25 protein-coding genes and 1 pseudogene are annotated in these 25,065 nt (G+C 52.3%); 8 read left to right on the forward strand and 18 right to left on the reverse strand.

The annotated features are described in order from the left end of the window. Positions 1-34: 34 nt before the first annotated feature. Entirely contained in the window at positions 35-754 is a 720-nt protein-coding gene (locus tag ACRZ95_RS06455; protein ID WP_170676869.1) for a glutathione S-transferase N-terminal domain-containing protein, read from the reverse strand. Further along, the gene (locus ACRZ95_RS06460) at positions 741-1,349 is read right to left on the reverse strand and encodes an NAD(P)H-dependent oxidoreductase (protein ID WP_170676871.1); all 609 of its coding nucleotides are present in this window, start codon (positions 1,347-1,349) and stop codon (positions 741-743) included. Before ACRZ95_RS06460 ends, ACRZ95_RS06455 begins: the two co-directional genes overlap by 14 nt. A 214-nt stretch (positions 1,350-1,563) precedes the next feature. Here ACRZ95_RS06460 and ACRZ95_RS06465 point away from each other — a divergent pair, with 214 nt between their 5' ends. Together ACRZ95_RS06465 and ACRZ95_RS06470 are read left to right on the forward strand one after the other, a co-directional pair. Next, positions 1,564-1,848, forward strand: a complete 285-nt coding sequence (locus ACRZ95_RS06465) for a winged helix-turn-helix transcriptional regulator (RefSeq protein WP_480554695.1) — start codon at positions 1,564-1,566, stop codon at positions 1,846-1,848. A 512-nt stretch (positions 1,849-2,360) separates the two neighbouring features. Beyond that, positions 2,361-2,534: pseudogene (locus ACRZ95_RS06470) on the forward strand (IS6 family transposase); the annotation flags it as partial. A 62-nt stretch (positions 2,535-2,596) separates the two neighbouring features. Here ACRZ95_RS06470 and ACRZ95_RS06475 read toward each other — a convergent pair. From ACRZ95_RS06475 to ACRZ95_RS06490, 4 genes are read right to left on the reverse strand one after another with little or no spacing between them, the layout of a single operon-like run. Further along, on the reverse strand, positions 2,597-3,367 hold the full coding sequence (locus ACRZ95_RS06475; protein WP_480554697.1) for an SDR family NAD(P)-dependent oxidoreductase: 771 nt from the start codon (positions 3,365-3,367) through the stop codon (positions 2,597-2,599). After that, a complete protein-coding gene (locus ACRZ95_RS06480) occupies positions 3,364-4,302 on the reverse strand; it encodes an SDR family oxidoreductase (protein WP_170676875.1) in 939 nt (312 codons plus the stop codon). The genes ACRZ95_RS06475 and ACRZ95_RS06480 overlap by 4 nt, the downstream gene beginning before the upstream one ends. Then, on the reverse strand, positions 4,299-5,201 hold the full coding sequence (locus ACRZ95_RS06485; protein WP_170676877.1) for a bile acid:sodium symporter family protein: 903 nt from the start codon (positions 5,199-5,201) through the stop codon (positions 4,299-4,301). The genes ACRZ95_RS06480 and ACRZ95_RS06485 overlap by 4 nt, the downstream gene beginning before the upstream one ends. Beyond that, positions 5,198-6,553 (reverse strand): NAD(P)-binding domain-containing protein, encoded by a 1,356-nt coding sequence (locus ACRZ95_RS06490; protein WP_170676880.1) that lies wholly within the window; start codon positions 6,551-6,553, stop codon positions 5,198-5,200. Before ACRZ95_RS06490 ends, ACRZ95_RS06485 begins: the two co-directional genes overlap by 4 nt. A 68-nt stretch (positions 6,554-6,621) precedes the next feature. Between ACRZ95_RS06490 and ACRZ95_RS06495 the strand changes: the two genes are divergently transcribed. Further along, positions 6,622-7,290 (forward strand): TetR/AcrR family transcriptional regulator, encoded by a 669-nt coding sequence (locus ACRZ95_RS06495; protein WP_170676882.1) that lies wholly within the window; start codon positions 6,622-6,624, stop codon positions 7,288-7,290. 314 nt (positions 7,291-7,604) lie between these two features. Here the strand turns inward: ACRZ95_RS06495 and ACRZ95_RS06500 are convergent, their stop codons facing one another. The 5 genes from ACRZ95_RS06500 to ACRZ95_RS06520 are packed head-to-tail and all read right to left on the reverse strand — an operon-like array spanning position 7,605 to position 11,954. Then, positions 7,605-8,564, reverse strand: coding sequence for a glutaminase (locus tag ACRZ95_RS06500; protein WP_170676884.1), 960 nt, complete (start codon positions 8,562-8,564; stop codon positions 7,605-7,607). Then, positions 8,542-9,981: an alanine/glycine:cation symporter family protein gene (locus tag ACRZ95_RS06505; protein ID WP_170665873.1), complete on the reverse strand. Its 1,440-nt coding sequence runs from the start codon at positions 9,979-9,981 to the stop codon at positions 8,542-8,544. The genes ACRZ95_RS06500 and ACRZ95_RS06505 overlap by 23 nt, the downstream gene beginning before the upstream one ends. Continuing rightward, positions 9,965-10,438, reverse strand: a complete 474-nt coding sequence (locus ACRZ95_RS06510; protein WP_170676886.1) for a hypothetical protein — start codon at positions 10,436-10,438, stop codon at positions 9,965-9,967. Before ACRZ95_RS06510 ends, ACRZ95_RS06505 begins: the two co-directional genes overlap by 17 nt. 32 nt (positions 10,439-10,470) lie before the next feature. Beyond that, on the reverse strand, positions 10,471-10,920 hold the full coding sequence (locus tag ACRZ95_RS06515; protein WP_170644380.1) for a hypothetical protein: 450 nt from the start codon (positions 10,918-10,920) through the stop codon (positions 10,471-10,473). A gap of 8 nt (positions 10,921-10,928) precedes the next feature. Further along, complete coding sequence (locus ACRZ95_RS06520; protein WP_170676888.1) at positions 10,929-11,954, reverse strand: SEL1-like repeat protein; 1,026 nt, start codon at positions 11,952-11,954, stop codon at positions 10,929-10,931. 507 nt (positions 11,955-12,461) lie between these two features. Between ACRZ95_RS06520 and ACRZ95_RS06525 the strand changes: the two genes are divergently transcribed. Next, the gene (locus ACRZ95_RS06525; RefSeq protein ID WP_170556653.1) at positions 12,462-12,764 is read left to right on the forward strand and encodes a hypothetical protein; all 303 of its coding nucleotides are present in this window, start codon (positions 12,462-12,464) and stop codon (positions 12,762-12,764) included. Between the two features lie 581 nt (positions 12,765-13,345). After that, on the forward strand, positions 13,346-14,791 hold the full coding sequence (locus tag ACRZ95_RS06530; RefSeq protein ID WP_170676890.1) for a phospholipase D-like domain-containing protein: 1,446 nt from the start codon (positions 13,346-13,348) through the stop codon (positions 14,789-14,791). A 459-nt stretch (positions 14,792-15,250) separates the two neighbouring features. Here the strand turns inward: ACRZ95_RS06530 and ACRZ95_RS06535 are convergent, their stop codons facing one another. Both ACRZ95_RS06535 and ACRZ95_RS06540 read right to left on the reverse strand, forming a co-directional pair. Then, positions 15,251-15,637, reverse strand: coding sequence for a hypothetical protein (locus tag ACRZ95_RS06535; protein WP_170644150.1), 387 nt, complete (start codon positions 15,635-15,637; stop codon positions 15,251-15,253). A 1-nt stretch (position 15,638) separates the two neighbouring features. Continuing rightward, positions 15,639-16,106, reverse strand: a complete 468-nt coding sequence (locus ACRZ95_RS06540; RefSeq protein WP_170644148.1) for a hypothetical protein — start codon at positions 16,104-16,106, stop codon at positions 15,639-15,641. 259 nt (positions 16,107-16,365) lie between these two features. Here ACRZ95_RS06540 and ACRZ95_RS06545 point away from each other — a divergent pair, with 259 nt between their 5' ends. The 3 genes from ACRZ95_RS06545 (at position 16,366) to ACRZ95_RS06555 (ending at position 19,722) form a co-directional block, all read left to right on the forward strand. Further along, positions 16,366-18,450, forward strand: coding sequence for an alkyl/aryl-sulfatase (locus ACRZ95_RS06545; protein WP_425085755.1), 2,085 nt, complete (start codon positions 16,366-16,368; stop codon positions 18,448-18,450). A gap of 93 nt (positions 18,451-18,543) precedes the next feature. Then, complete coding sequence (locus tag ACRZ95_RS06550) at positions 18,544-19,062, forward strand: DUF1269 domain-containing protein (protein ID WP_058284048.1); 519 nt, start codon at positions 18,544-18,546, stop codon at positions 19,060-19,062. A gap of 81 nt (positions 19,063-19,143) precedes the next feature. After that, positions 19,144-19,722 (forward strand): DUF3611 family protein, encoded by a 579-nt coding sequence (locus ACRZ95_RS06555; protein WP_170644144.1) that lies wholly within the window; start codon positions 19,144-19,146, stop codon positions 19,720-19,722. A 5-nt stretch (positions 19,723-19,727) separates the two neighbouring features. On the opposite strand, the gene ACRZ95_RS06560 is transcribed toward ACRZ95_RS06555, so the two are convergent. From ACRZ95_RS06560 to ACRZ95_RS06580, 5 genes are all read right to left on the reverse strand, one after another. Continuing rightward, the gene (locus ACRZ95_RS06560; RefSeq protein WP_170644142.1) at positions 19,728-21,545 is read right to left on the reverse strand and encodes an SLC13 family permease; all 1,818 of its coding nucleotides are present in this window, start codon (positions 21,543-21,545) and stop codon (positions 19,728-19,730) included. Between the two features lie 48 nt (positions 21,546-21,593). Beyond that, complete coding sequence (locus ACRZ95_RS06565; protein WP_480554701.1) at positions 21,594-22,466, reverse strand: ABC transporter ATP-binding protein; 873 nt, start codon at positions 22,464-22,466, stop codon at positions 21,594-21,596. A 914-nt stretch (positions 22,467-23,380) separates the two neighbouring features. After that, positions 23,381-23,842 (reverse strand): tetratricopeptide repeat protein, encoded by a 462-nt coding sequence (locus tag ACRZ95_RS06570; protein ID WP_480554773.1) that lies wholly within the window; start codon positions 23,840-23,842, stop codon positions 23,381-23,383. A gap of 279 nt (positions 23,843-24,121) precedes the next feature. Next, positions 24,122-24,775: an adenylate/guanylate cyclase domain-containing protein gene (locus ACRZ95_RS06575; RefSeq protein WP_480554775.1), complete on the reverse strand. Its 654-nt coding sequence runs from the start codon at positions 24,773-24,775 to the stop codon at positions 24,122-24,124. Positions 24,776-24,792: 17 nt separating this feature from the next. After that, positions 24,793-25,047, reverse strand: a complete 255-nt coding sequence (locus ACRZ95_RS06580) for an Arm DNA-binding domain-containing protein (protein ID WP_480554777.1) — start codon at positions 25,045-25,047, stop codon at positions 24,793-24,795. Positions 25,048-25,065: the final 18 nt, after the last annotated feature.

Raw genomic sequence — 25,065 nt, forward strand, 5'->3', positions numbered from 1 at the left:
GTGATCATGCCGGAAATGCCCGGCATTCACCGCTTCAGCTTCCTTTCACATCGCTCGAAAACCGCGCTGCGTTTTCCTTAGCAAAGGCGCTGGCATCTGCGGCGGCGTCCCAGAACTGAGGGTTGGCCTTGGGAATGGTCAACGCCCGCTGCACGGCGGGCCGGGCATCAATGCGGTCGAACCATGCGTTCAGATATGGCAGGTCCGATACATCTACCCGTGCCCAGACATGAGCACGCGCCCACGGGTACAGCATCATGTCGGCAATGGTGTATTCGTCCGCAGCGATCCATTCACGCCCGTCCAGACGTGTATTCATCACCTCCATCAAGCGGCGGCTTTCGTCCACGTATCTGCGGATTGAAAAGGGCTCTTCGTGGCCATTGGGTGCTGCAATGTGCTGGAAATACATTGCCTGTCCCATCATGGGGCCTACATGGCCGACTTGAAACAGAACCCATTGCATCACCTCGGACCGTTTTACTGGATCCGCAGGCAGGAACTTTCCGTATTTCTCGGCCAGATGCCACAGGATTGCACCGGATTCGAAGATGGCGCGCCCTTCCAAACGATCCTCGATTGTCGGGATCTTTCCGTTAGGGTTCAGCGCCAGATAATCCGGCGCCTTTTGTTCCTGCTTGGAAAAGTTGATGTGAGTCAGGTCGTAAGGGACACCTGCCTCCTCTAGAAAGATAACCGGTTTGTACCCGTTCATCGTTCCCGCAGTGAAAAGATGGATATCAGGCTGGGACATGTTCAACCTCGGTAAATGTGGTTTTCAGATGTACGTCAAATCGAGCGAAATCGGCCTCGATTTCCGGGTTCTTCATGACATCAAATGCAGCAAAAGTCGGAAGGGGCTGCATGGCAAAGAACTTTGCGTTCAAGTGCATCGGTGCTAGTAGGTCGTCGACGCTGGCTCCCGCAAAAAAAGGCTCGAACGCATCATCGAACGCTTCTTTCGGGGCGTTGAAGGTAACCGACAGCATGTATTTCTTGCCATTTAGCGTGCCGCCGGTGCCGTAATTAGCCTTGGGTGAGTTAGTCGTTCGACCGTCGCCTGCGCACATACGACCGTCCATGCCGGCCGTATAAACCTCATCTATGTATTTCTTGAAGATCCACGGAACACCCATCCAGTTCACCGGGAACTGCATGATGACTGTATCGGCCCAGAGGTGCGCCTCAACCTCAGCATTCGAGTCATAGCCGTCGGCGACGGTGGTCACGCGAACGTCGTGACCCATTGCAGTCAGCATGTCGCGCGCTCTCTCGGCGAGGCTGGCGTTCAACTGTCCGGGGGCGAATTCGTAGGGCTGAGTGCCGTTCACGATCAGGATTTTGCTCATGTCCATATCCTATTTGTGCAATCTCTGAACCCTTGACTTTCAGCGGGTTCAAATAGCATTTGAGAGTGTAGGTATGAGAAATCAACTAGTATACTTTTGGTAACCTAGTTGTCTGAGCGAAAGGACGTTGATGCGGGCGCGAATTGAAGAGGATGCCAAAGGGCGCCGACATGCGTCAGAAGCCTGTCAGGAGCCATGCGCAATCGAGCGTGGTATGCGGATCATTGGCGGAAAGTGGACAGGTTCGATCTTGTGGCATCTTAGGAATGGACCTGTGCGCTTCAACGATCTTTCGCGCATGATTGGCGGGGCCAGTAAGAAGATGATTGCCGAGCGGCTGCGCCAGCTAGAAGAGCAGGGGCTGGTGAGCCGATACGTGATGGATACCGCTCCGGTTTCCGTGCAATATTCTATCACTGACCTTGGCTGCACGGCACTTGGGTTTCTCGACGAATTGCGAAAGTGGAGCGAGGAGCTGCCTAACGGTTTAACGAGATAACTATAGTCTTTATTAAATGATCTGAAAGCTAGAGTTTTTCTGACCGCGCACCGAATGAGGGTGTCACCAATCTGCGGATGAAGTGACAAGGTTACTTGGAATAGTAACCCAAGGCTTTGCTTTCTCGAAAAAAGAATTGCGAACAAATTTCTGCCGGCCCTTCAGTGCTGTTTGAGCCCACAAGCGACGTAACAGCTGTCCCGCAAGCAGCGAGTTTTATTGAACTAGGTTCTGGCATCCACAGCGAACGGCTGCTTTGGCGGCCGCACCGCGGCAGCGGCTTTGCCAAGTAAGCGGCGGCAATGACCAGTAGAAATGCATTGCGATTTCCGCTTTGTCCGCAACTCAGTCGTTTACGGAATTTAGCCGAATGACCGCACCGAGCCCATTTTGTGGGATGCTGCAATGAGCCAGAATGACCACTTTTGGCATTTCTAAACGGTCATAGTTTTGTCTCGGGCTGGATTGGAAGCAGGAAGGTCGATAGTCGGTGGCACGAATGACATTGAGGAAAAGAATACGGGATGCAGCGTTTTTGGCGTATGCAAAGATTACAGAAATTCGCCGCCATTCACTCCTCCCTCTACAACCACTTTAATCAGGAGCGGTCTCTCAACAGCCGAGGAGCCTTCAAGCTGACACGCGCCGTTGCTCTCGGCGAGTGGCGCGAACTCGGCGCGGCATGAAGGACAGCTCTACTGCCCTAGGAAAGACCAGTTCGATTTCGTCTGCCAGCACCCTCCGAGAACTAACTCCTTCCAATTGTGCGCATCATTTGGCGGAAGAACAGCGACGGAGCTAATCGGTTCATGACGTTCGATAGGGTTGCAACTCGACCAACGGGCACAAATGCTTTTCGGTTCCGAGCCCCGCGGAGAATGATCTTAGCAGCGTCTTGTGGCGTCATGTAGTCAACACCGTCAGTTGCGGAACCCGGACGGGCGAAACCCTTCATATCTTTTTCGGTTTGCCCGATGTTCGTCGCAACAAAGGAAGGTGCAGCAATAGTAACGGACACCCCATGACGGGTTTCCTCGGCTCTCAGAGACTTAAAAAAACCTTCCATTGCGTGCTTGCTAGCGGCGTAGGCAGTTCTATGGAAAAGCGGTGCAAATCCCGCGACTGATGAGATCGCCAGATGCGTTCCCTTGGACTTTCTTAGTGGAAGTAAGAAGTGCCGAGCGCACTCAATTGCAGAAAAATAGTTGATCTCAAAAAGGTCGCGATGGGAGTTCATGTCACTGTCGGCAAACGCCGAGATTTGTGTGACCCCTGCGTTGTAAACAACCATGTCAATTGAAGGTCTATCCTTCAAAATCTGAGTGCATATATCTGCACACTGTTTAGGTTTTGTGAGGTCACAAGCGTAGAGACTTAGATCTTCGCCCTCCGCCAAACCGTCCAGGCGCGGGCTTGGCAGGTCAATGATAGCGTTATGCCAACCTTGTTCTCGCAATGCTTCAGATAAAGCTTGCCCCAGACCGCCAGCACCACCAGTTATGACTGCAGTTTTTTTCACTTCGCGTGCTCCCACCAGAGCTCAAATGCTTCGGCACTTGAGTATTTGGGTTGATAGCCGAACTTCACCTTGAGTGCCGTATTGTCCAGCACTGGCCGAAACTGCAGAAATCGAACTTGTTCAGGACCATAGCGAGAAAGCCCTACGGGTCGGGCCACGGCCAGTGCCATCTTGACCAACTTTGGCGGCAACCAGCGCACAGTCTTGCCCATGGCCTTGGCGATTTGGGAAACAGTAAGCGTACCGTCGCCAGAGACGTTGAAAATGCCCGCAGGCCCGTTTGTCGATGCCCGCAGCAGTATTTCTGCCAGGTCCTTGTCCCATATGAAGACAAAGGGGCTTTCTGATCCTTTAAGCCCAATCAGGCAAGGCTTTTGGAACAAGGACGTAATCTGGTTCTCGATGTGGTTCCCGAGAACCGTCCCAACCCTCAATACGACTTGCTCTAAATCTGGGGCTGTTTCTCTCGCGTCTGCCAACATCTCTTCGACCAGTCTTTTGTGCCAAGAATAGGCGAATTCCTGATTGCCTCGAATTGCGTCTGTTTCTCGCAATAGCGCTGGATTGTCGGCGTGATAGCCATAGGCCGCGCCTGAGGACGTAACGACCAGTCGCTGTACCCCCGCGGAAATGGCGGCATCAAGAACTTTGCGGGTGCCCTCAACATCGACCTGGTACTCAAAGTCCCGGGTTGTGTCTGGCCCGGGGGTTACGATCGAAGCGAGATGCACGACCGTGTCGGGGCGTTCTGACATGATGACGTCGTGTGGGTCGCTACTGGTCACATCCATCTTGATGAACCGCGCGTTGGGCGGCAATTTTGCCGGTTCTCGGATATCCGTAGCTATGACGGTACAATTGTCCTTCTGCGCCAAGCGACTTAGCAGCGCTGTTCCGACTGAACCTGCAGCGCCAGAGATGAGAAGGCGTTTCATGCCGGAAGCTCCCGCCTTGCGAAGAAGCCCGCAAGAACCAAGCCAGAAATCGCGTGCCATATGCCCCACAAAGCGGCGGCAACAGCCATACCTCCCATTCCTCCAAAAAAGGCAAAGATCAGGATGAGCCCCAGCCCCGAATTCTGAATACCTGTTTCAATTGTAACTGAACGGCGATCCCGCTCGGACAACCCTGTGATCGTTGCCGTTGTGTACCCTCCAAGGAATGCCAGCGCATTGTGGACAACTACGAGACCAATGACGGCTCCGGCGACCTGAAGAAAATTCGCCCAATTGGCAGCCAGCGCGAGCACAATGAAGGCAATAAAGATGGCCATTGAGAGCCACTGCATTGGGCGGCGAATGCGATCAGCCAATGGTTTTAACCGCGCGTTTACTAGCATTCCTAGGACCAATGGTAGGATCAGCATGAACCCGACCGTTATTGCGACGGCGACTGGGTCGATTTCAGTGCGCTGCAGGATCTCGCGCGTCGGGCCATAAAGGTTACCCCAAAATGCAATGTTCGCCGGAGTGACGACGATGGCTCCGACCGTCGCGAAAGCGGTCATCGAAACTGATAGCGCCACATTCCCTTTCGCCCGGTGGGTCATGAAATTTGATATGTTCCCACCAGGGCACGCAGCAACGAGGATAAGGCCCATCGCTACAGATGGCATTGGCCGCAGTGCGACGATCATAAGAAAAGTAAGCGCAGGAAGTACTAGAAACTGCGACACAAGACCGACAATGAGGGTTTTGGGTGCACCTGCAATGCGCCGAAAGTCGTCCGTACGCAAATCCAGCGCGATTGAGAACATGACGATCGCTAGGATGGCATTGAGAACTCTAAGATTTCCGGCATCAAAATTCAGAACGACCTGATCTATTCCGTTCATATTTCAGCCGCCTTGAGTGCAGCGATTTGGCCCGTTACCTCTCTCCGGTAGGTCGCTTTGTCCACGTAGTAGGCCATGCGCGGAAGGTCGATGTAGTTCATACCTCCTGTTGCTCTCTCATACCCATCGGACTTGGTGGAGCGGATTGCCTGCGCCGCGGAGTTGCCTGACCGCAATCCGGAAATGTAGCGAGCGACTATTTCGGCCTGCTCATGACGTCCTTGCCAGCCCAGTCCCGATGCTTCGACCATGCCAAGAACAAACAGGTCATCTCGTTCTGGGTGCATGCAATTTAGGTAGAGGTGAGGCGCAGAACCCTTCCAATTCAGATGTTTCTTGTCGATGAACGGGTAGTGCAATTTATACCCGGTCGCGGCCAGTATCATGTCATATTCAGCCGAGGTCCCATCGCGGAAATGAACGGTTTTGCCGTCCAAACGCTCGATATCCGGACGAACCTTCAGGTCGCCATGCCCCGCGTGAAACAGAATGAGGGAGTTGACCACTGGATGCGACTCGTAAAGAGCGTAGTCCGGCTTCGGAAACCCGTATTTCTGCGGATCACCGACAAACCACTTAAGGATCGCTCCGTCCACCTTCCGCTTCAACCACATGGGCAGGCGGATCTTACCCCCCATTGTATCGGCAGGGACTCCGAAGACATATTTGGGAACAAAGTAGTACCCGCGGCGCATAGAGAGGTCGCAAGATACGCCATGGTGAATGGCATCGACCGCTATGTCGCAACCGGAGTTGCCCGCGCCAACAACCAGAACGCGCTTACCGGCAAATTGGGTGGGATAGCGGTACTCGGACGCATGGATGAGTTCACCTGTGAATTCACCTTGGAAATCCGGCATGTTCGGTTCCGACAGCGTACCGTTGGCAATCATTAACCCTGCGAAGTTTTGGATATGATGGGTGCCGGTCTTGTCTCGCCAGGTGATTTCCCATCCGCCGCTTTCCAATGGTTCGGTCTTCAGAACTTCGGCTCCGAAATGAAAGTGTTGATACAGGTCAAACGCGTTTGCGAAGTCTTGGAAATAGGCCTTCATTTCGCGATGTGACGGATATTCTGCCGTATCCTCTAGCATCGGGAAATCGGTGAATTCCGTCATGCGCTTGGAAGAAATGAGATGGGCGGTCTCGTACATCGTGGACCGAGGTGCATCGATGTTCCACAGACCACCCACATCATCGGCCAGTTCAAATCCTTGAAATGGCACTCCCTGCTCGACAAGCGTCTTTGCCATTGCAAGGCCCATTGGCCCCGCACCGATCAAAGCAAAACACTCTTCGGGGCGGGCCTTTGCCTCAACCAGCTGGCCCGCTCTCAACTGCGCCTGTTCCATTCGTGTCTCCTCCTGCGACAGTATTTATCTTGAACGAACGTTCTAAATAAGGCAAACTGGTTTTTGAGATGCCACAACATGCTGTAAAGGAAAGAAAAAGAGCTCCGTCGCAGCGATCCGTCGCCGCGAGAGAACGAATCTTCGACGCTGCAGAACAGGTTTTTGCCGAGAGGGGATTCGAAGGCGCTTCAATTCGAGACATTGCTGAACGCGCGGGGGTTCAGAAAGCCAACGTGAATTTTCACGGGGGTCCTAAAGAAGAGCTGTTCGAGCGCATAGTGGCGCGTCGAGCTTCCGAACTCTCTGAAGAGCGTCTCTCTAGAATTGAGTTGTTGGACGCACAGACGGACTGGAGTGTCGGTGATTTGTTGTCAGCCTTCATGCTGCCGCTCGTTTCGCGAGCCTTCAGCGGAGATCCTCAGTGGCTTGCTTATGCACGAATAGTGGCGATTGTCTCAGCTGATACACGGTGGCGAGATTTGGCCAAAACCCACTTTGATCCGGTGGCCATCCGGGTTGTAGAAAAGCTGTGCTCAAAACACCCTGAGGCTAGTCCAGAACGAGTCGCGGGTGCGTTGGTGTTTGCCGTGTCTTCAATGCTCGCCCTGTGTACGTCGCAGTGGCGAATTTTGGCCCTAAGCGGAAACATTGGCGAGGCGGATCGCGAGAGCATGACCTTGAACCTTTTGAGTTTCTGTGAGGCAGGCTTAATCGGCAGTTTGCAGAAAGCGGAGTGATTGACAGCAGCGCCTCGGTCTTGCCAGAAAATCTAGCTAAGGCCTTATAACCATTGGATAACAAGTCGCGCGAGTTGATTGCCGAGAAGATGCCCTTGGATCAGTCTTGTCATAAGAACTTGGTTTGAGGCGGGTAGGGGGCTTTCTAAGCTTCTATCCATGAAAAGATGATCGCCGCTCAAAGTGCTGTAAACCTATTCTCGGATCACTCGTCTGACAGCGCCGCCACCCATACCGGTCTGACTTAAGTTGTGTCCTCTGCCGGTCATTAAAGCGGAACTAAGAACACTTGAGCCCGGGTGCCACAATCCGGGTTAAACACTTGGTCCGAAGATGGACCACCCTGTGGCGCGGACCAGTTCTTGAAATGCGATTGTTGCCAAATGGGAATTGCCTTTTTGATCGAGCCCGGGGCTCCAGGCGACAACAGACGCGATACCAGGTACAATGCACAGGATTCCGCCGCCGACCCCGCTTTTCGCTGGAAGGCCAACACGGAAGGCAAATTCGCCCGAGGCATCGTAGGATCCACACATCATCATGAGCGCAGTAATTCTTCTTGCGCGTTGCGCTGACAATACTTTGGCGCCGGTGGCCGGGTTTTGCCCGGCTGCGGCAAGAAATCGACCTGCTAGTGCCAGCTGTTCGCAAGACATGGCGATGCTACACTGGCGAAAGTAGAGCAACAGAACCTCCTCTACCGGCGCCTTAAGATTACCCTCCGCCTGCATAAAATGGGCAAGTGCACGATTTCTTGATCCGGTTCGGATCTCTGAGCCTGCAACCGACACATCAACGTCAACCGAGTTGTCCTCCGAAAGCCCTCGGCACAACGTCAAAAGGTCGTTGATTGCGTCATCAGCAGAACGGTTTTCGAGCAGAACATCGGCCACTACGATCGCACCGGGGTTGATAAACGGGTTCCTGGGAATTCCGCGCTCGTGTTCAAGCTGAATGATCGAATTGAACGGATCGCCGGAAGGTTCTCGACCAACTCTCTGCCACAAGGTGGCGCCAACCTGTTGCAGCGCCAAAGTAAGCGAGAACACTTTTGAGATGCTTTGGATTGAGAACAGCGTGCCCGCGTCCCCAGCAGACACGAGCGGACCGTTGATGGGTGCAATGGCAATACCGAATTGGTTCAGATCAACTGTTGCGAGTTCTGGAATATACTTTGCTACCTTCCCCCTTTCGGACATGCCGGCAATGCGATCTGCAATGTCGTCCAAGACTTCCTGAAGCCTTTCGCTTTCAGTGGTTTTGAGTGTCGGCATGGATCTCCTCCGTCCAGACAGTGTGATCTACGCCCTTGCTAAGCTCGGGAAATTTGCTTGCGACAAAGCGAGGTTCAAGGTTCTGTCGGCGTTGCGAGAAATAATCCACCGTTAGTTTGTAGACGGTGCCAGAGAGCAGCACTATCGCAACCAAATTGATGGTCGCCATTATTCCCATGGCCGCATCCGCGAAATTGAACACTGTGGCAACAGCTTGCACTGCGCCCCAAACAACCATTGAAAGGCAACCCAATCGCAAGATGTAAATCGGTAATTTGCCTTCCAATTTTAGGAACGTCATCGCGTTTTCGGCATATGAGTAGTTGCCAAGTATGGATGTGAAACCAAAGAAGACGATGGCAATCGCGATAAAGTGGCGGCCTATTTCGCCGAGATGGACCGCCGCGGCGTCTTGAGTCAGTCGCATTCCGGTAGGTCCATCAATTTCGATTGCGCCCGACAGAAGAATAAGCAGTGCAGTTGCCGTTGCGACCAAAATCGTATCCACAAAACACCCAAATGCCTGAACGAAACCTTGGCTGGCAGGATGGTGGGGATCAGGTGTTGCAACCGCTGCAATGTTTGGGGCCGAGCCCATGCCCGCTTCGTTTGAGAAAAGTCCCCGTTTGATGCCGTTAAGCGCAGCAGCCATGACGCCTCCTGTCACGCCTCCGGCAGCTTCCTGAAGGCCAAATGCCCCGGCAACAATCGACCACAACATTGCGGGTACTTCGGAAATGTTCAGGACTACGACAACGCAGGCAAGCAAGAGGTAGAGACCCGCCATGAGCGGTACAACGATCTCTGCAAACTTTGCGATGGTTCTTATTCCACCGAATATAACTACCGCTGCGGCTGCGGCCAGCGCTATGCCAACCATCAATTTGTTTAACCCGAACGCGCCCTCGAAAGCTTCAGCAATCGAGTTGGATTGGACGGCGACAAAAACCAAACCAAAGCTGACAATCAGGCAGATCGAGAAAATGACTCCAGCCCAAGGAGCGTTCAAGGCGTTAGCCATGTAGAACGCAGGACCTCCTCTGAACCTGCCGTTGGAAGACGTGACTTTGTAGAGTTGAGCCAAAGTACTTTCGGAATAGGCGGTGGCCATTCCAACCAATGCCACGATCCACATCCAAAAGATTGCGCCTGGACCTCCCAAGGTCAGAGCGACCGCTACGCCAGCAAGGTTTCCAGTGCCGACGCGGGAAGCCAGACTTACTGTCAGCGCTTGAAAAGGAGTAATACCTCTTTTGTCCGTGCTCTTCGCAGACGTCAGGACACGCAACATTTCCCCAAAATGGAGAAACTGAAGCGCACCAAGACGAATTGTAAAAAAGATACCCGTCCCAAGAAGTCCGTAGATCAATACGTAATTCCAAAGAACCGTGTTTATGCCGTTAACCAATATTTCCAAAGCGCGCCTCTTGAGATTTCAAGCACTTCCAGGAAGCAAAAAAGTCTGCCTGTTTTTTTATCATGCACGAAGATGCGATGTTTGTCAGGAATATGCTGCGAAGAGTCTCTAAAGGCTTGGCGCTCGCGTCATTGATGTTGTGCCACAAACACATGATTACATTTGAGTTGGATGGTGCGCATGGCAGAGTTTGTACCGTCGTGATTTGAATTGAATTGGTTGAAAGGTCCTGAGTGACAAGAAAATATCCTCTTCGCATCGCCGCACGGGAGCGGACATCTGCGCAGCCGCAGCGAACTGTCGCTTTGTCCGCATTGCAGACATTGGGCGTAATTAACTGAATGTCTGCACCGAGCCCGAAGCGGAAGAAAAAGCGAGTTTGCTGTATCATTGAGCAACGGTTCATTCGCGTCATCGCCAAAAAGGAAAAAGGGCCGTGCTTGAAAAAATCCGACAAACAGAGGCCCATTAAAGATCGTTACAAGTCCTTTAAGGGCAAAAAAGACGGCCCCAGAAATCATTCCTGGCTTTATCTTCAAAGGACAAGTGTCTTACTTCGCTGAGCTCAAGGAGCCTATCCCCAGTATCTGAAACATGTCCGAAAAGCGTAAGCTCTACTTCTACGCCATCTTCGATGTATACAAAATGCTGCGTTGGCCCGAACACCTGAACAGGGTCAGAGTGGATAAATACAATCTCTCCTGACATAGGTATCAAGACATTCTCGATATAGAAGTCGGCCTCGGGCGCAATATCCAGAATTTCTCCATTCTCTCTATGACCATCCCACTGGACCTCACAGAGCACAGTATCTGCGTCGATCCTCAGAACGTGTGGCTCACGGTCTCGAATGAATGGCTCTGGAGGCCAAGCCCCCTCAGCTTGGACAGAAGCGCCAAATGAACAGACAACGGCGCACAGCTTTATAGTGGTTTTCATCTTTTTCCTCAGCAGTGTTCAAAGAAGCCCATGATGCACTCTTTGGCCATTTTCTCGGCTTCTATGACCTCTTCATGTGAAAGGGCGGATACCATCTGATGGCTAAGTCTCTCTCTCTCCGGTTCGTTCTCGCCAAACCGAAGAGAGATGATCATCCACATCAAACCTTTCTGAATGTCCCTCTCAACCCCCCTCCCGTTGGCATGCATCAAGCTGAGAAGCGCCTGGGATTTCGTATCACCTTTTCGTGCTCCAAGAGAGAGCCACATATGCGCCAATGCATCATTTTGCTCCACGAGGCTTGTTCCTTTGTAGGCACTAGATCCGAGGTGATAAATTGATGGGATAAAGCCAGAATTCGCAGACTCTTCAAACCAGTAAAGGGCTTGGTCAATATCTGAATCAGTGCTGCCGGGCTCCCAAGACTCTTCAAACCAGAAGCGGTCCTCGTCATTATCTGAACCAGTCGCGTCATCTCCCCGGCTTTCAAGAAAAACAGCATAAGTAAACTGTGCCGGAGAGAAGCCTTCTATCGCCATGCCCTTAAGCACTAGCATTGGCACATCACCACCTACTTCGTTGTTATGCATGTCCACAGCATTGCGATATGCGACTTCGTTCTCCGCTGCTTCACGGATCATATCCGCAATCTCATCTCTCACGTATGGCAGGCCTGTCAGTCCTAAGACCTCGGGATTCACGTTACCATTAGCGAAATCGAGTACAGAGTATCCGAATTTATCCTTATTGAGCACACTGGCCTGTTTCTCAAGAAACATAGCGACGACTTCCTCCAATGGACCACCAGTTCGACCCATGTGCCAATGCAACGGGGTCTGTCCGTATTTCTTGTCACGGGCATGTACGTCGCCGCCTGCGAATAAGAGTGAGGATGTGAAGTAGATTGCATCCTCATCGTCCGGATCCAGTGCCCCCCAGATCAGTGGCACTCTTCCGTCTTCCATAAACCCGTTGGCATGCTCGCCATCAGCAACAAGAGGAATAACATCGAACCCGGATTCGAGACTGAACATAAAGTCTCGGGAACAGAGTCTGTTGCACTCGGGTGTTTGTGCATGAGCAATACCGGCAAGCATAACAAGGATAGAGGAAAGGATAGTTCTTCGCATTCTTGGGCCTTTGGAAAGCTAATCTGAGTTGCGATCATCTTTAGTGACCATAACAACTCACCCAACAACAAATTTTGTTTCTTGAGTGTGATTGCTCTTAAAGTTATTGAAAAGACACACTTGTTCCTGTCTTTTGCTCCGTGCCGGCTCGCCGAATAAGTTTCTCCTGCTATTCACGAGCACGGTTGGCGGGCGAAGTTTCAAGGCCGCAAAAGCAATACACCGTGCTGGTGAAAATGCTGGTATTTTGCGAGACTTCAATGTCGCACCGCTTGTGCCTCAATAACATGAAGGAAGGAAGTTCCGATCGTCCTTGATCGATTGAAAGCGTTCCTGGCAAAGCCACGGAAGTCTGATGCCAAAGAACCGTTGTCGTTGAACGTTATTCTGACAGAAACACACGGAAGACTTTTGGAACTGTCGTTCGCTGAAAGTTCACCCGAGCGGCAGAACGAAGTCGCTTTCTTGCTGGAATTTATGCTCAGCGAGTTGAGTCTGACGCGCGCAGAAGCCTTTATCGAACCAAAGAACTTGGCCCATGAATTTATATCAGCGATGATCGACAAACGCGAAGACGATGCGGCTAATCTTGAATATGCAATTCTTAACTTGGTACGCGATGCTGGTCGCAGTGAGGAACAAGTATCGAGGGTCATGATGTTCATGGTAGCTCCAAACAGAGCTAACGATCTCAGCTGGTCACCTGTCGGATAAAAATCCACCTTCTGAATTTTGATTACTACTTTTGCCTGAAATGCGCAGAAGATCAGAAACCTCATCAGTCTTCATTTCGACTTTGCTAGTGTTGCCAGGCTAAACGCCAAAGGCAGCCCAGAGGCGTTCAATGTGCGACCTCGGGAATTGCGCAGTTCGCCTAACGACCATTGGTGAATGCAACTGTGTGCCCCGATAAGCAGGATGCTTCGTTACTACGGCAGCTATTGAAGTGTTGTTCTTGGTTTCGAACCGATGTCAGCTTCGTCCGCACAGCGGTCATTGATGCACTACGCTGCCAACGACTGCTTCGAGCCCAAAGGCGACTTAGGTTATGGGCGCAGCATCTGTCGTTTTGGGCGGGAAGCAGACCTTCGCTGCACCGTTCATCGAGGTCCGCAGAATGGAGCTAAGCAGGCGTTGGTAAGGCTCGGAGACGGCCTATGAGGTGCGCCAAGCGTGACGCCAGTGGTAGAACGGCTGGATCCAAGCATGTCAAAAACAAACTTTCTGCACCCTTGTTAGTCAAAAGAGATAGTGTGAGGCTTCAAGTGGTATAGCTGCATTTGGGGGATCGTATTTTGAGCCTCGTCTACCTGTGGGCATTTCTCGTCGCGCTTGCGCAGGTGTCTTTAGCCTTCGGAGTCACTGTGCATGCCGTTCTGAGAAAGCGCGATACGCGCGCGGTGATTGGCTGGTCAGCTCTTGCTTGGCTTGCGCCGTTTGTTGGCTCGTTGGCGTACATCATACTGGGCGTCAATCGGATCAACCGGGCTGGCACACGGATGGGCCTGTCAGACACCATGCGCCGAATTCCAGGTTTCTCTCTCTCGGAAAGTGAGAGAGTGTTGTTTGAAGAGGCTAATATCCAACTACCTCACTTGGCCGGATTAGCCCGTGCCGGGGAAGCTCTTAGCGCAAAGCCACTCTTGCCGGGAAACACGGTCGATTGCCTGCGAGATGGTGATGAGGCCTTTCCGGAGATGATCGCTGCCATAGATAGTGCCAAATTATCGGTTGGATTGTTGAGCTATATTTTTGACAGCGACCGAGCAGGAGAAGAATTCTTGAATGCGCTCGTCCGCGCCAAGGATCGCGGCGTGGTAGTGCGCGTTCTTATCGACTGCGTTGGCGCGCGCTACAGCAAAGAAAATATGGTTACTCGTTTGGAAGAGGTGGGCATTGAAGCCGCGAGTTTTCTTCCTACGAGCGGGTTCTCCTCACGCCGCTTTTCAAACCTCAGAAATCACAGAAAAATCCTTGTTGTGGATGGCTACATTGGCTTCACAGGCGGCACCAATATTCGTGAAGCGCATTGCCTGAACCTCGATCCCGAGGCGCCGGCACAATGCCTGCATTTCAAATTCGAGGGACCGGTTGTAAGCCATTTCAAACAAGTGTTTGTCACGGACTGGGCCTTCACTACAGGTGAGCAGTTGAGCGGCCCGGCATGGTTTCCAGAGCTTACCCGCCATGGCACAGTCTGGTCGCGGGGGATTTCGCACGGACCAGACGAGGATTTCGAGACGCTCAGCAAACTCATTTTCGCAGCGCTGTCGGCCGCGCGGGAACGGGTGCGTATTGTCAGCCCTTATTTCCTGCCAGATTCTCGGCTGATAGAAGCGCTTTCAGTGGCGGCGCTCCGTGGCATCAAGGTCGAAATCTACCTGCCATCCAACAACAACGTTAAGGTTGTCGAGTGGGCAGCTATGGGGCAGATTGGGCAAATTTTGGAACATGGTTGCCGGGTTTTCTTCACCAAGCCACCGTTCGATCACACGAAACTCATGCTCGTGGACGACGTTTGGGCTCTTGTTGGAAGCACAAATTGGGATCCCAGAAGCCTGCGATTGAACTTTGAGTTCAATGTTGAATGCTATCATCGAGAGCTGTCGGAAGAACTCCATGCCATACTTGACTCAAAAGCACTTGGCGCTCGAGAAATCAGCCTCGAAGAGATCAATGATCTCCCGCTTTTGGCCAAATTGCGCAACGGTTTCGCCCGGCTACTTTCCCCTTACCTGTAGGCAGCCAAACTTAGCCTTACACCCGAACGTCCAAGCGAGCGGTCTGAGAGGTAGTTCTTTTTTGGTATCCGCAACGCCCTTAAAAACTTGACCCAAAATGGACAATGCAGAGGGTTTGTCCGAAATTGAAAGGGAAGGCTGAACGTCCCTTTGTCTATTTCGCGGTGTTGAAAAGTTGCGCCAACAAGCTCGTGTGGCTATCATCTTGATATGGAATTTATTGTGGGTGGCATAGTTACGGTTGTTCTGGTGATTTGGGGCGCGGCCTCATTTTGGCGAGCGCCCTCAAATGACCAAAAAAAGGAAAAAGACAAAAAGTAGCGGCATCGTCTGCAAGCACTTTGAGCACGCCTCATGGGATGCATCACCATCCAATTCACCAAACAAACGTATTCGCCGACTTTATGGATAGCGTTGCAGCGACGACAGGGTGGACATTGCCCCCTTTATCAATAGACATTACCCATCGAATACTCGCGACCAGGTCTCCTGATCCAAAAGCGAAACGAGTTGATCACGTGAGTCGATTACCGCGCTTATCGCTCGATCTCTTTCCCGATCCAGTTCACTAAAAATGGCTCTTGTGGACGATGCCGATGCTGATTTGTCCGTGGAACCGAGAATGGCATTGTCCGCAGAACCTTCGACCGCGGCACGGAACCGATCAACGGCAACTTCCAAGTCGCTCACAATTTTCAAGGCCGCGGTCCGGACATCGCTGTCTGCGGGCGAAATAGCCTTATCCAAGGCGGGTCTCAGCGTATTGGGCTCCAGAAATGATGGTGCTAAATCAGACGATCCGTCCAAAAAGAAAGTGACCGCCGTTATCGTCGCAATTACTGGCATATCATAACTCCAAGCTGGTTCCCAAAGCGACTAAGTCTGCCTTTTCGTACAAAATTTCAGCAACTTCCGGCCAGTAGTCTTCCGGGACTGCTGCCTGCAATTGCCCCTGCAATACCAGCAGGTTATCGCGTTGCGAACGGCGTTCGGTGTCATATCTGTCTGAAACAGCTACCAACTTGGAACGTTTTACAGAGCGGTTGGCGGACAACCGGTTGAATTCTTCAATAAAGGCCGCGTGCGCCTGGATCATCAGTGTTGAATTCGCCTCAATCTCCCGGGCGACCTGAACCAGATCTGAGCCATCATAAGAAGGTATCCGTTCCAACGCGGCTGTGAGCTCAGAATTTATGTCGCCGATCGAACTACTGCGGTCGAACGGGGCACAACTTGAGATGCAACAAAGAGAAGCAGCAGCGGCCAGATTGATAAAATCTCGCCTCGACAGAGAGGCATTGCAGGTAGCTGCCATCGTGTTTCCCCCTGATCTGTGATCCACCTATTTTTAGATCGCGTCCTTTGTTGCCGTGCTCACTGAAGACGGCCCAATCTTCAGAAAACACTCAGGTATTCAATACATCCGCGAGCCATGCTGGATAATGAGCCGCGCAAGACTGCCTAAATCTTAATCGTTCCACAATGACATTTAAATGTTAGGATGTGAGGCACTGCTTTTCAGACAATTTTATCAATAGGGGGGAAATACGATGGCACCTAATCGGCGCGACTTCATGAAAACTGTTCCAGCAATTGGGGCCGCGTTTGCGGTAAGTCCTACTTTTTTGTCGGAAGAAGCAGCAGCACAAACCACATCGACAGCCGCGCCATTAGAAGGCCACTTTCACCCTAAAGGAAAAGCACCGTCCGAGCACACGCTCAAAATCCTGGCCGAAGCGAAAGAAACACTGCCTTTCTCAGACACTCAGGACTTTGACGAAGTTGCCAAGGGTTTCATTGCCCAGATGCCGGAGCCACAGATCATGGCGGATGCGGGGAATGTTGCCTGGGACCGGGGTGCATTTGATTTCATCGACGAGCAAGACGAGTACGACAGTATCCACCCGTCATTGATGCGTATCAGCAAGCTGAACCAGAACTATGGTCTGTACGAGGTAATACCCGGCATCTATCAGGTGCGCGGGTTTGATTTGTCCGACATCTCATTCGTGCGCGGCAAAACGGGTTGGATCGCCATTGACCCACTGGTTTCGGCCGAAACGGCGCGAGCCGCATGGGAATTGTTCTCGGAACACAAAGGCGAAGGGTTGCCGATTACAGCCGTGATCTATTCACATTCCCATGGCGATCACTGGGCAGGAGTTCGCGGCATCGTTTCGCAGGAGGACGTCGATTCCGGGAATGTCGAAATCATTGCTCCGCGCGATTTCATGGAACACACAATTTCCGAAAACGTGTTCGCGGGCAACGCAATGAACCGCCGGCTATTTTACCAATATGGTCTGTTGTTGCCCGTGGCCCCGCATGGGTTCGTCAATCAGGGTCTCGGCAAGCGCGTTTCAGCAGGTGCCACTGGCCTGATCGCGCCAACCCGGATTGTCGAGGACGACATCGAAGAGTTCGAAGTCGACGGCGTGCGGATGATCTTCCAGAACACACCTAACACTGAAGCGCCGTCTGAGATGAATACTTACATCCCAGACATGAAGGCCCTGTGGATGGCAGAAAACGTGACGGCCACGTTGCACAACATTTATACATTGCGCGGCGCGCCGGTACGTGATGCCCTTCGATGGTCAAAATACATCTCTCGTGCCCTGTTCCTGTTCGGGCAAGAGGCAGACGTCATGTTCGCTTCGCACCATTGGCCGCGCTGGGGCAATGACCGCGTGCAGCAGGTTCTGAGAGATCAGCGCGACCTTTATGCCCATATGAATAACCAGACCCTGCATCTGGCCAATCAGGGCGTGACGATTAACCAGATACATCACCACTATGAACCGTCACAGGGTTTGCAGCAGACATGGCATACACGTGGCTATCACGGCTCACCTCAGCACAATTCGCGCGGCGTTGTTCAGCGGTTCCTTGGATTCTGGGATTGCAATCCCGCGACCCTGATACCGTTAGAACCAGAAGCTTCCGCTCCGCTTTACGTCGAGATGATGGGCGGCAAAGATCCAATTATGGCCAAGGGTTTGGAACTGCACAATGCAGGGCAATATTTCGAAGCGTCCGAGATTCTGAACAAACTGTTCCTGTCGGATCCATCAGATCAGGAAGTAAAAGATTTGTTAGCCGACGTTTACGAACAGCTTGGCTACCAGCAAGAGAACCCGGGCCTGCGGAACAGCTTCCTGTCCGGTGCCTATGAACTTCGCTCAGGCATCCCCACCGGTGAAACGGCCGACACGTCCAGCCCAGAGGTGATACGCGCGATGTCGACTGAGCTCTTCCTTGATTTCCTTGCGATCAAGATGGACAGCCGCAAGGCCGAAGGCATCGAGTTTACGATGAACCTCAGCACGCCCGACAATGGTGAGATGTTTGCGATCGAACTGGCCAAGGCAACACTCACAAATGTCGAAGGTTTCGCCTTCGATGAGCCAGATCTGACTCTGACCTTGAACCGATCCGATCTGGAACTTGTTATGACCGGAGAGGCTGATTTTGAGGATTTGCTGGCCGACGGTCGCGCGACGGCTGATGGTGACGTCAGCGTTCTGATCAAACTCGCTGGCGCCATGGTTGAGTTCGATCCTCTGTTCGAAGTTTTGCCTGGCACAAGTACCGGTCCAACTGAGGTAGCAGAGGCCGAGCCGTTGCAGGCAGTGACTGGTCAGGTCGTTATCGAATGATGTTTTGCGCGGGTCCTTTCGGACCCGCGTTACCCACTTTTACACTCCAATACGATTTTGACGATGTAATCCAAAACACCCGAGGAGACTTTGATGGCTGATCTTGTTGTTCTTTCATTTGATGGTGTCGACAGTGCAGATGCTGTTTTGACAAAACTACGACAACTCAAAAAACAGGAATTGATCGACCTGCTGGATGCCTGCGTGGTTGTGCGGCCCGAAGAGGGAGACATACACATTAAGCAGTCAGTGAACATGACCCGAATTGGCGCCAGTACCGGCCTGAGCACCGGTGCAATAGTGGGTATGTTGGCTGGTATTCTTGTTCTCAACCCACTCGCGGGCATGGCCGTGGGCGGTTTGGCTGGGGCGGCAATGGGCGCGCTTGGCGGATCCCTTTCCGACTACGGCATCAATGATGATTTCATCAAAGAACTGGGCGAGACCATCCAGCCAAATTCATCGGCTCTGTTTCTGCTTGTCGCCAAGGCCACACCGGACAAAGTGATCGCCGAGATAGAACAATACGACCCGAAGATACTTCAGACGTCCCTATCGCAGGAACAAGAAGACAAACTCCGCGAAGCGCTCGCCGCTGCGCATAGCCAGTGATTTTTGATAGAGATCGGTTGCCAAGCCAAAGTGTGGACGACCTTCTTGAAATCATAGGGTTTAGGTTGGGAGCACTGCAATATGGTAGGCGAATCCGCGAATTGGCATGGGGAAAACACCGGGCGCGTCGCAGATGCGCTCGTCAAGCTTGGCCAGATCGGTTTCTGGGTTCAGCTGGTTTTTTTGATCATTGTCGTTGTACTGGGCAGCGTTGTCCTTGGCGTTGTCGGAGGTGGCGCAGGCGTGGGCAACGTGTTGTCCTTCTTGGGTTTGATCCTGCCCGCTTTCACCACATTTTGGTGTTGGCATTATTTGTCTTTGGGACGAAAGCTGAAAGAGACTGGAGATGACCCGTCAGCCGCCCGGCTTCAAAGTCGCGTGTGGATCGGCGTTTGGGTCGGAACGATCGGCGCTGTTCTGACAATCGTGTCACTGTTCGGAGCCGCATTTGCGCTTCTGGTCACAATGCTGGCCAACCCTCAAGTCGGCTTGCAGATATCCGCAGCTGAAACTGGTGTCAGCCCCTACACGATTTCGGCGGTCGATGCAGTCAGCATCATGACCCTACTTTTGACGCTAACCGCTGAGTTGCTTGTTGTAGCGATTTCTTTGCGTATCGTTTTCCTGATCTCTCGTTCTTTGGGAGGAGAGGATGCCTGAAACCTCTAATAAGGGAACAGCATTGGAGCGATGATCACCGCGACAGTGCCGGTCAGTATTGTGAGCGGCACACCGAGTTTGAGGAAGTCAGCAAAACTATACCCCCCGGGTGCAACGACCAATGTGACTACAGGTGTTGAGATCGGAGTCGAAAAAGACGCGGATGCAGCGATCAGAACACACAGCGCAACTGGGTATGGCGAAATCCCAAGTGCTTCGGCGGCTGAAATAGCAATCGGCGCAACAAGTACCGCAGAGGCAGTATTGGATAGGACTAAGCCCAATAGGGCCGTTAAAACAAAGATCGCCGCCATGACTGCGCGCGGACTGGCTTCTCCGACAAGGTAAAGCAGTTGGTCAACGATTATGTCCGATCCGCCCGTAGCCTGCAGCGCGTCAGCAAGTGGCAACATCCCGGCGATAAGAACGAGGCTTGGAAGCTTTACGGCGCGATAGGCGTCTTCGGCGGACAGAGTGCGAAGCAAGACTGCCGCTACCGCGGCCATCAGTACTGCAGTAGTTATTGAGACGAGTTCTGAAACCGTCAGGGCAACCATCGTGACCATGATGGCAATCGCAGCCCAAAAACCCTTAGCTGCTGGTGGGACGGATGTCCGCTCATTTGGGAACGACAGAAGCACCAACATATCATGCCTTTCAACCGCACGATCCAAGTCTTCCCATGATCCGGCAAGCATAAGGCGATCGCCTGATTGCAAAACTGTAGTATTGGGGTTTTCGACGGGCTCGCTGTTTCTCACCAGGCCAACTATCTCAATCCCTTTGGTTTCGAACCCGGGTGCATCATGCATTTGTCGACCAATCACAGCAGCTTCGGGGTGGATCAATACATCCGCGAGACCCAACTGATCGATCCAAACAGCGCTTGATTTCTGAAAACCCAAAGTTTTGGCAAACAACGCATTGGTTGATAACTCCGCCAGTGCGTCTTGGGCTCCTCGAATGAAAACTATGTCACCCGGTAGCAGTTCCATACCTTCACGAAACATGGCTGCAAGGTACTTTCCTTTGGCGCCAGGCCTCAGTCGAACGAGTATTGCCGTGCCACTTCCCGTCAGCTTGTCAACGTCCTCTGAGAGTACCTTGCCAGTGACCCTGAAAGTCGCGGAATGTACATCCAATCCAAAGGTTTCCCACATACCTGCAAGCGTCGTTCCGGAAATTGCGAACTCTTGCTCATCAGGGGTAGACTTGGTCTTCAACCGGTAGCGACCCCAAAACAAAACAAACAGGACTGCAACAACCAGAACCGACGCACCGATCAGAAAAAAGGAAAACAAACCGAAAGGTTGGTATCCCTGCGCCACCAACTCATCACTTACGACAAGGTTCGGAGGCGTGGCGATCAGGGTCAGCATGCCACTTATCAACGCGGCATAGGACATTGGCATCAAAAAACGAGCCTTGTCGTTTGCCGTTTCTTGAGCAATTCGCAGAATGACCGGTATGAAAATTGCGACGACGGCTGTAGAGCTCATAACGCTCCCCAGAAGCGCCGTGCTGATCATTATGAGCACCAGCAATCCAGTTTCACCACGACCACCGTGCCGCATGATGGCGTCCCCAACTGCGCGAGCAACGCCGGTTCTATCCAACATTTCGCCCAGCACAAGAAGGCAGGCGACAAGGATCACAACGCTGTTCCCAAAGCCCGATAGGCTCTCCCCAATCGTCAGCGTGCCGCTGAGGGCAAGCGCAAGAACAACTATCAAGGCAACGAAGTCATAGCGAACACGGTTGCTTGCCATCAGCACACCCGCGACGGCGATCAGAGCGAACACAAATCCGGCTTCATTCGTCATTATTTTACCCCCTTCAAACGATAGGGCGTCTATTCATGCGTGCAAATTTCAGGTGGTCGCGTCAGCCATATCCACGCCTGCTTCCCGCAGCAGTTCAAACTTCACAGCCGTTGCACTGACCTGTCGATAAAAGGCAATCAGCTGCCGCGTTGGGCCCTGAAGACGTGTCAAACCTACGGTGGCGGCGACGACTGTGCCGACATCCGTATTGCCTTCCAGGACCTGCCAACCGCCCACGACAAGAACACCCACCGTCCCGGCTCCGTTAATGGCGCTGAGTACAAATTTCGAAGACAGCTTCCAGACGAATATCCGGGAGCGGGTATCGTAGATCTCGTCAAATTTAGGAGTGATCTCCGTGGCCGAGCGATCAGGGTCAACAAGCCAGTTTGTGGCTTTGCGTAATGTGTGAACTCTGTCTGACACAAGGGAGTTTACACGCGTCTGGACGAGAAGAACGATAAACACCTGAGGGATAATCATACCGATTGCAATCAGCCCCAGAGAGGGTTGATTGGCTGCAATATATCCAACAATCACAACGAGGGTTCCGGCTTGTACGATGGGTTCAGACAAGGCGCTACCGGAGAACTTTCCTACTTGTTCCGCTTCGGCCGACACCATTGTTGCTTTGGCACCATAGGCAACTTTCTCGGAACCCTCTGGGTTTTCGCGAGACAGATTGCAAATACGCTTGCGCAGCTTGCGGATCATGTCCTCGCCAAGGACGCTCGAAAGATACCCCAGCACCCATTTCAGCGCGAGGCTGAGGGTTATCACCGCGCCCATAGCAGCACCAAGCCACAGCAAGCCTCCGGGGCTTATGTTCTTTTCGGTCAGACCGTTCACGATTTCCTTCTGGTAGTTCAGTGGAAACGCCGCCAGAGCGGCAATGGCCAGAGACAGCAAGATGTTGACCACCTGACGATGTCCCGTTGTTCTCAAGATAGATTTGTAAAATTCGATCACTCGATCCCCCAAAATCCAAGAGCACCTTTGCTTGAAGGTGCGGGTGCATTGTTGTGACTGCACCCTAACACTCAATCCAATCTGAATATAAATCTACCTTTTCTCCGGCCTAAGCGACTACGTTTGTGACGCTCGGCTTCAGGAGTAAACAGATGAGTGCAACACATACAGTGGGAATTGAGAGTGGCCGCTGAAGTCCAATCCTGGAGCAGCGTAGCTGCATTAAATAGTCGAGAGATCTCGAGCACGATTTGTAGGATTAGCCGAATTTCAGGTTGACCAAAATCTGAGATTAGTACGAACGTCGGCTCTTGATCAGCTGCAACGTAGCATGTGATTACACTTTGTATGTCCGGTTTGGGCCGTTGTCACACATCCCGACAAACTGACTTATCGGAAGCTTTGTCCGCATCTCGGAAGTCACCATGCTTGGAATTGAAGGTCTGGTTTGGGCTGGATGCGGGCCTATGCATTGATAGTGCGGATGGACGCAAAGTCCGCAAAGAGGTCATTCTCTGAATTCTGCTGAACAGCAGCATTGAGCTCAAAGCGGACACAATGGTATCAGTTTCCAAGAAAAATTGAGGTGCCGTAAATCAGCGTTACACTTACTCGTGCAAGCCGGCCAAACGCAGAGACGCGCAGTCTTTCTCCAATCGTACTATATCAGAGAAAAGCTGAGTTTTCGCCCAATCCGATATGGAAAATTGAGGACGGTTTTTCATCACATTCCGTGCTTCATCGCGAGCGGCCTCAAGGTTCTCCGACTCTACATGGACGAGTACGAGGTCGAGGTGACCAAAGCCTTCTACCCTTTGACCATATCCGGTGACAGCTTCCTTGGCTTCCTCGTATTGACCGTCAAGTCAAAGGACTAAACCCAGAACGCCTGCATACCAACCTGGGTAGTGAGGGTTCAAGGTAGTGGCTTGCCGCGCCACGCGGATAGCTTCTTTTGCCTGTCCATTGAATGCGAATGTAATCGACAACCTTGCAGCCAAATCTGCATGGTTTGGATTTAGCTCCAGTGCTTCATTGAACTTCTCTATAGCCGACACAAGCTTGCCATCTATTGCATCCGCGAAACCTGCAATTGCGTAAGCCTCTGGGTTATAGCTGTCTATTTCCAGAGCACGCCGAACGCATTCACGTGCCTCTGCCAGCTCAGCACTTCGGTCTGTTACAAAGCCGCGCCTTGCTTCGACAATACAAATGAACCCCAAATTACAATGTGGCGCAGAGCAGTTAGGATCAAGAGAAATTGCCTTTTGCGCAAACCGGTGAGCGTCGGCCTGTGCTTCCTTTTTTATTCTGCGCGAAGCCTCCACGGCTTGCAATTGAGCAGTTCAGGCATCCAGATTTTTAGCCCCCGAACCTCTGAAACGGGCCATCTCACCCACCAAGAGCTCGACTTGAAGCTCGGTTGCTATCCTGAGGGCAATTTCATCTTGAACTTCGAATACGTCTTCTATGAGGCGATCATACCGGTCTGCCCAAATGTGCATTCCGGACTTCGCATCGATTTGCTGAGCAGTAATCCGCACACGATTACCGTTTTGGCGAACACTTCCCTCGAGAACAAGATCGACGCCCTGTTCCAGTCCGACCTATTTCACGTCCACCGAGCGCCCTTTGTAGACGAAAGCAGAATTGCGCGCGACGACCAGTAAGTTCGGCAGTTTTGACAGAGTGGTGATGACCTCTTCGGTAATGCCATCGGCAAAAAATTCCTGATCGGGGTCAGAAGAAAGACGGTCAAAGGGTAGGACACCGATCAGCAATGACTTCGAGTGAATAGCCGGCGTCAAGCGCGGTGGAGCGAAGCCAGGTGGCGACCATTGGAATACTTCAACTGGCGACGACGCGTTCTTAAACTGCCGTGCTCCAGCGCGGTGAAATTGCTCAGCGAGCCTCTCGCCAAGGCTGCGATAGACTACGTTGGAAATTAACACGGCCTCTTCGTTGGAAGCTTCTTGTAACCGAGCGGCAATATTGATGCCATCTCCGAAAATATCTTCTTCGTCGAATACGACATCTCCCAAATGAACACCTACTCGCAGCTTAAGTGAAGACTGAGCTGACACTTGGCTTTGTAGATCGAGGGCGCATCGCACAGCGTTCGAGACCGAGTTAAACTCGACTATCCATCCATCGCCCATCCTCTTTACGATATTGCCGCGATGATCACTAACCAATGGATCGAATAACTCTCGACGCAGGACACGGAGTTCGCTGAGAGTTTTGTACTCATCCGCCTTTATCTGGCCCGAGTAGTTTACTACGTTGGCCGAAAGTACTGCGGAAAGTCTACGGTCTCCGCCACGTCGGGGGTGATTTTAGTGTCCAGCAAGTTCCTCTGCGCCTCGACGCGCTGGCGCGCGTCCTTGAGGCCGAAAGAGGGATAGGAGCCCAAGGTCATCTCACGCTGCTTACCATCGACCCTGTAGCGCCAGACCCATTTCTTGCCGCCTTTCGGGTGAACGATCAGCGTCAAGCCACCGCCATCTGCCAGCTTGATCTTTTGTCGCCGGATTTCGCGGCCTTGATTTGT

The sequence above is a fragment of the Ruegeria sp. AI3 genome, assembly GCF_056541245.1.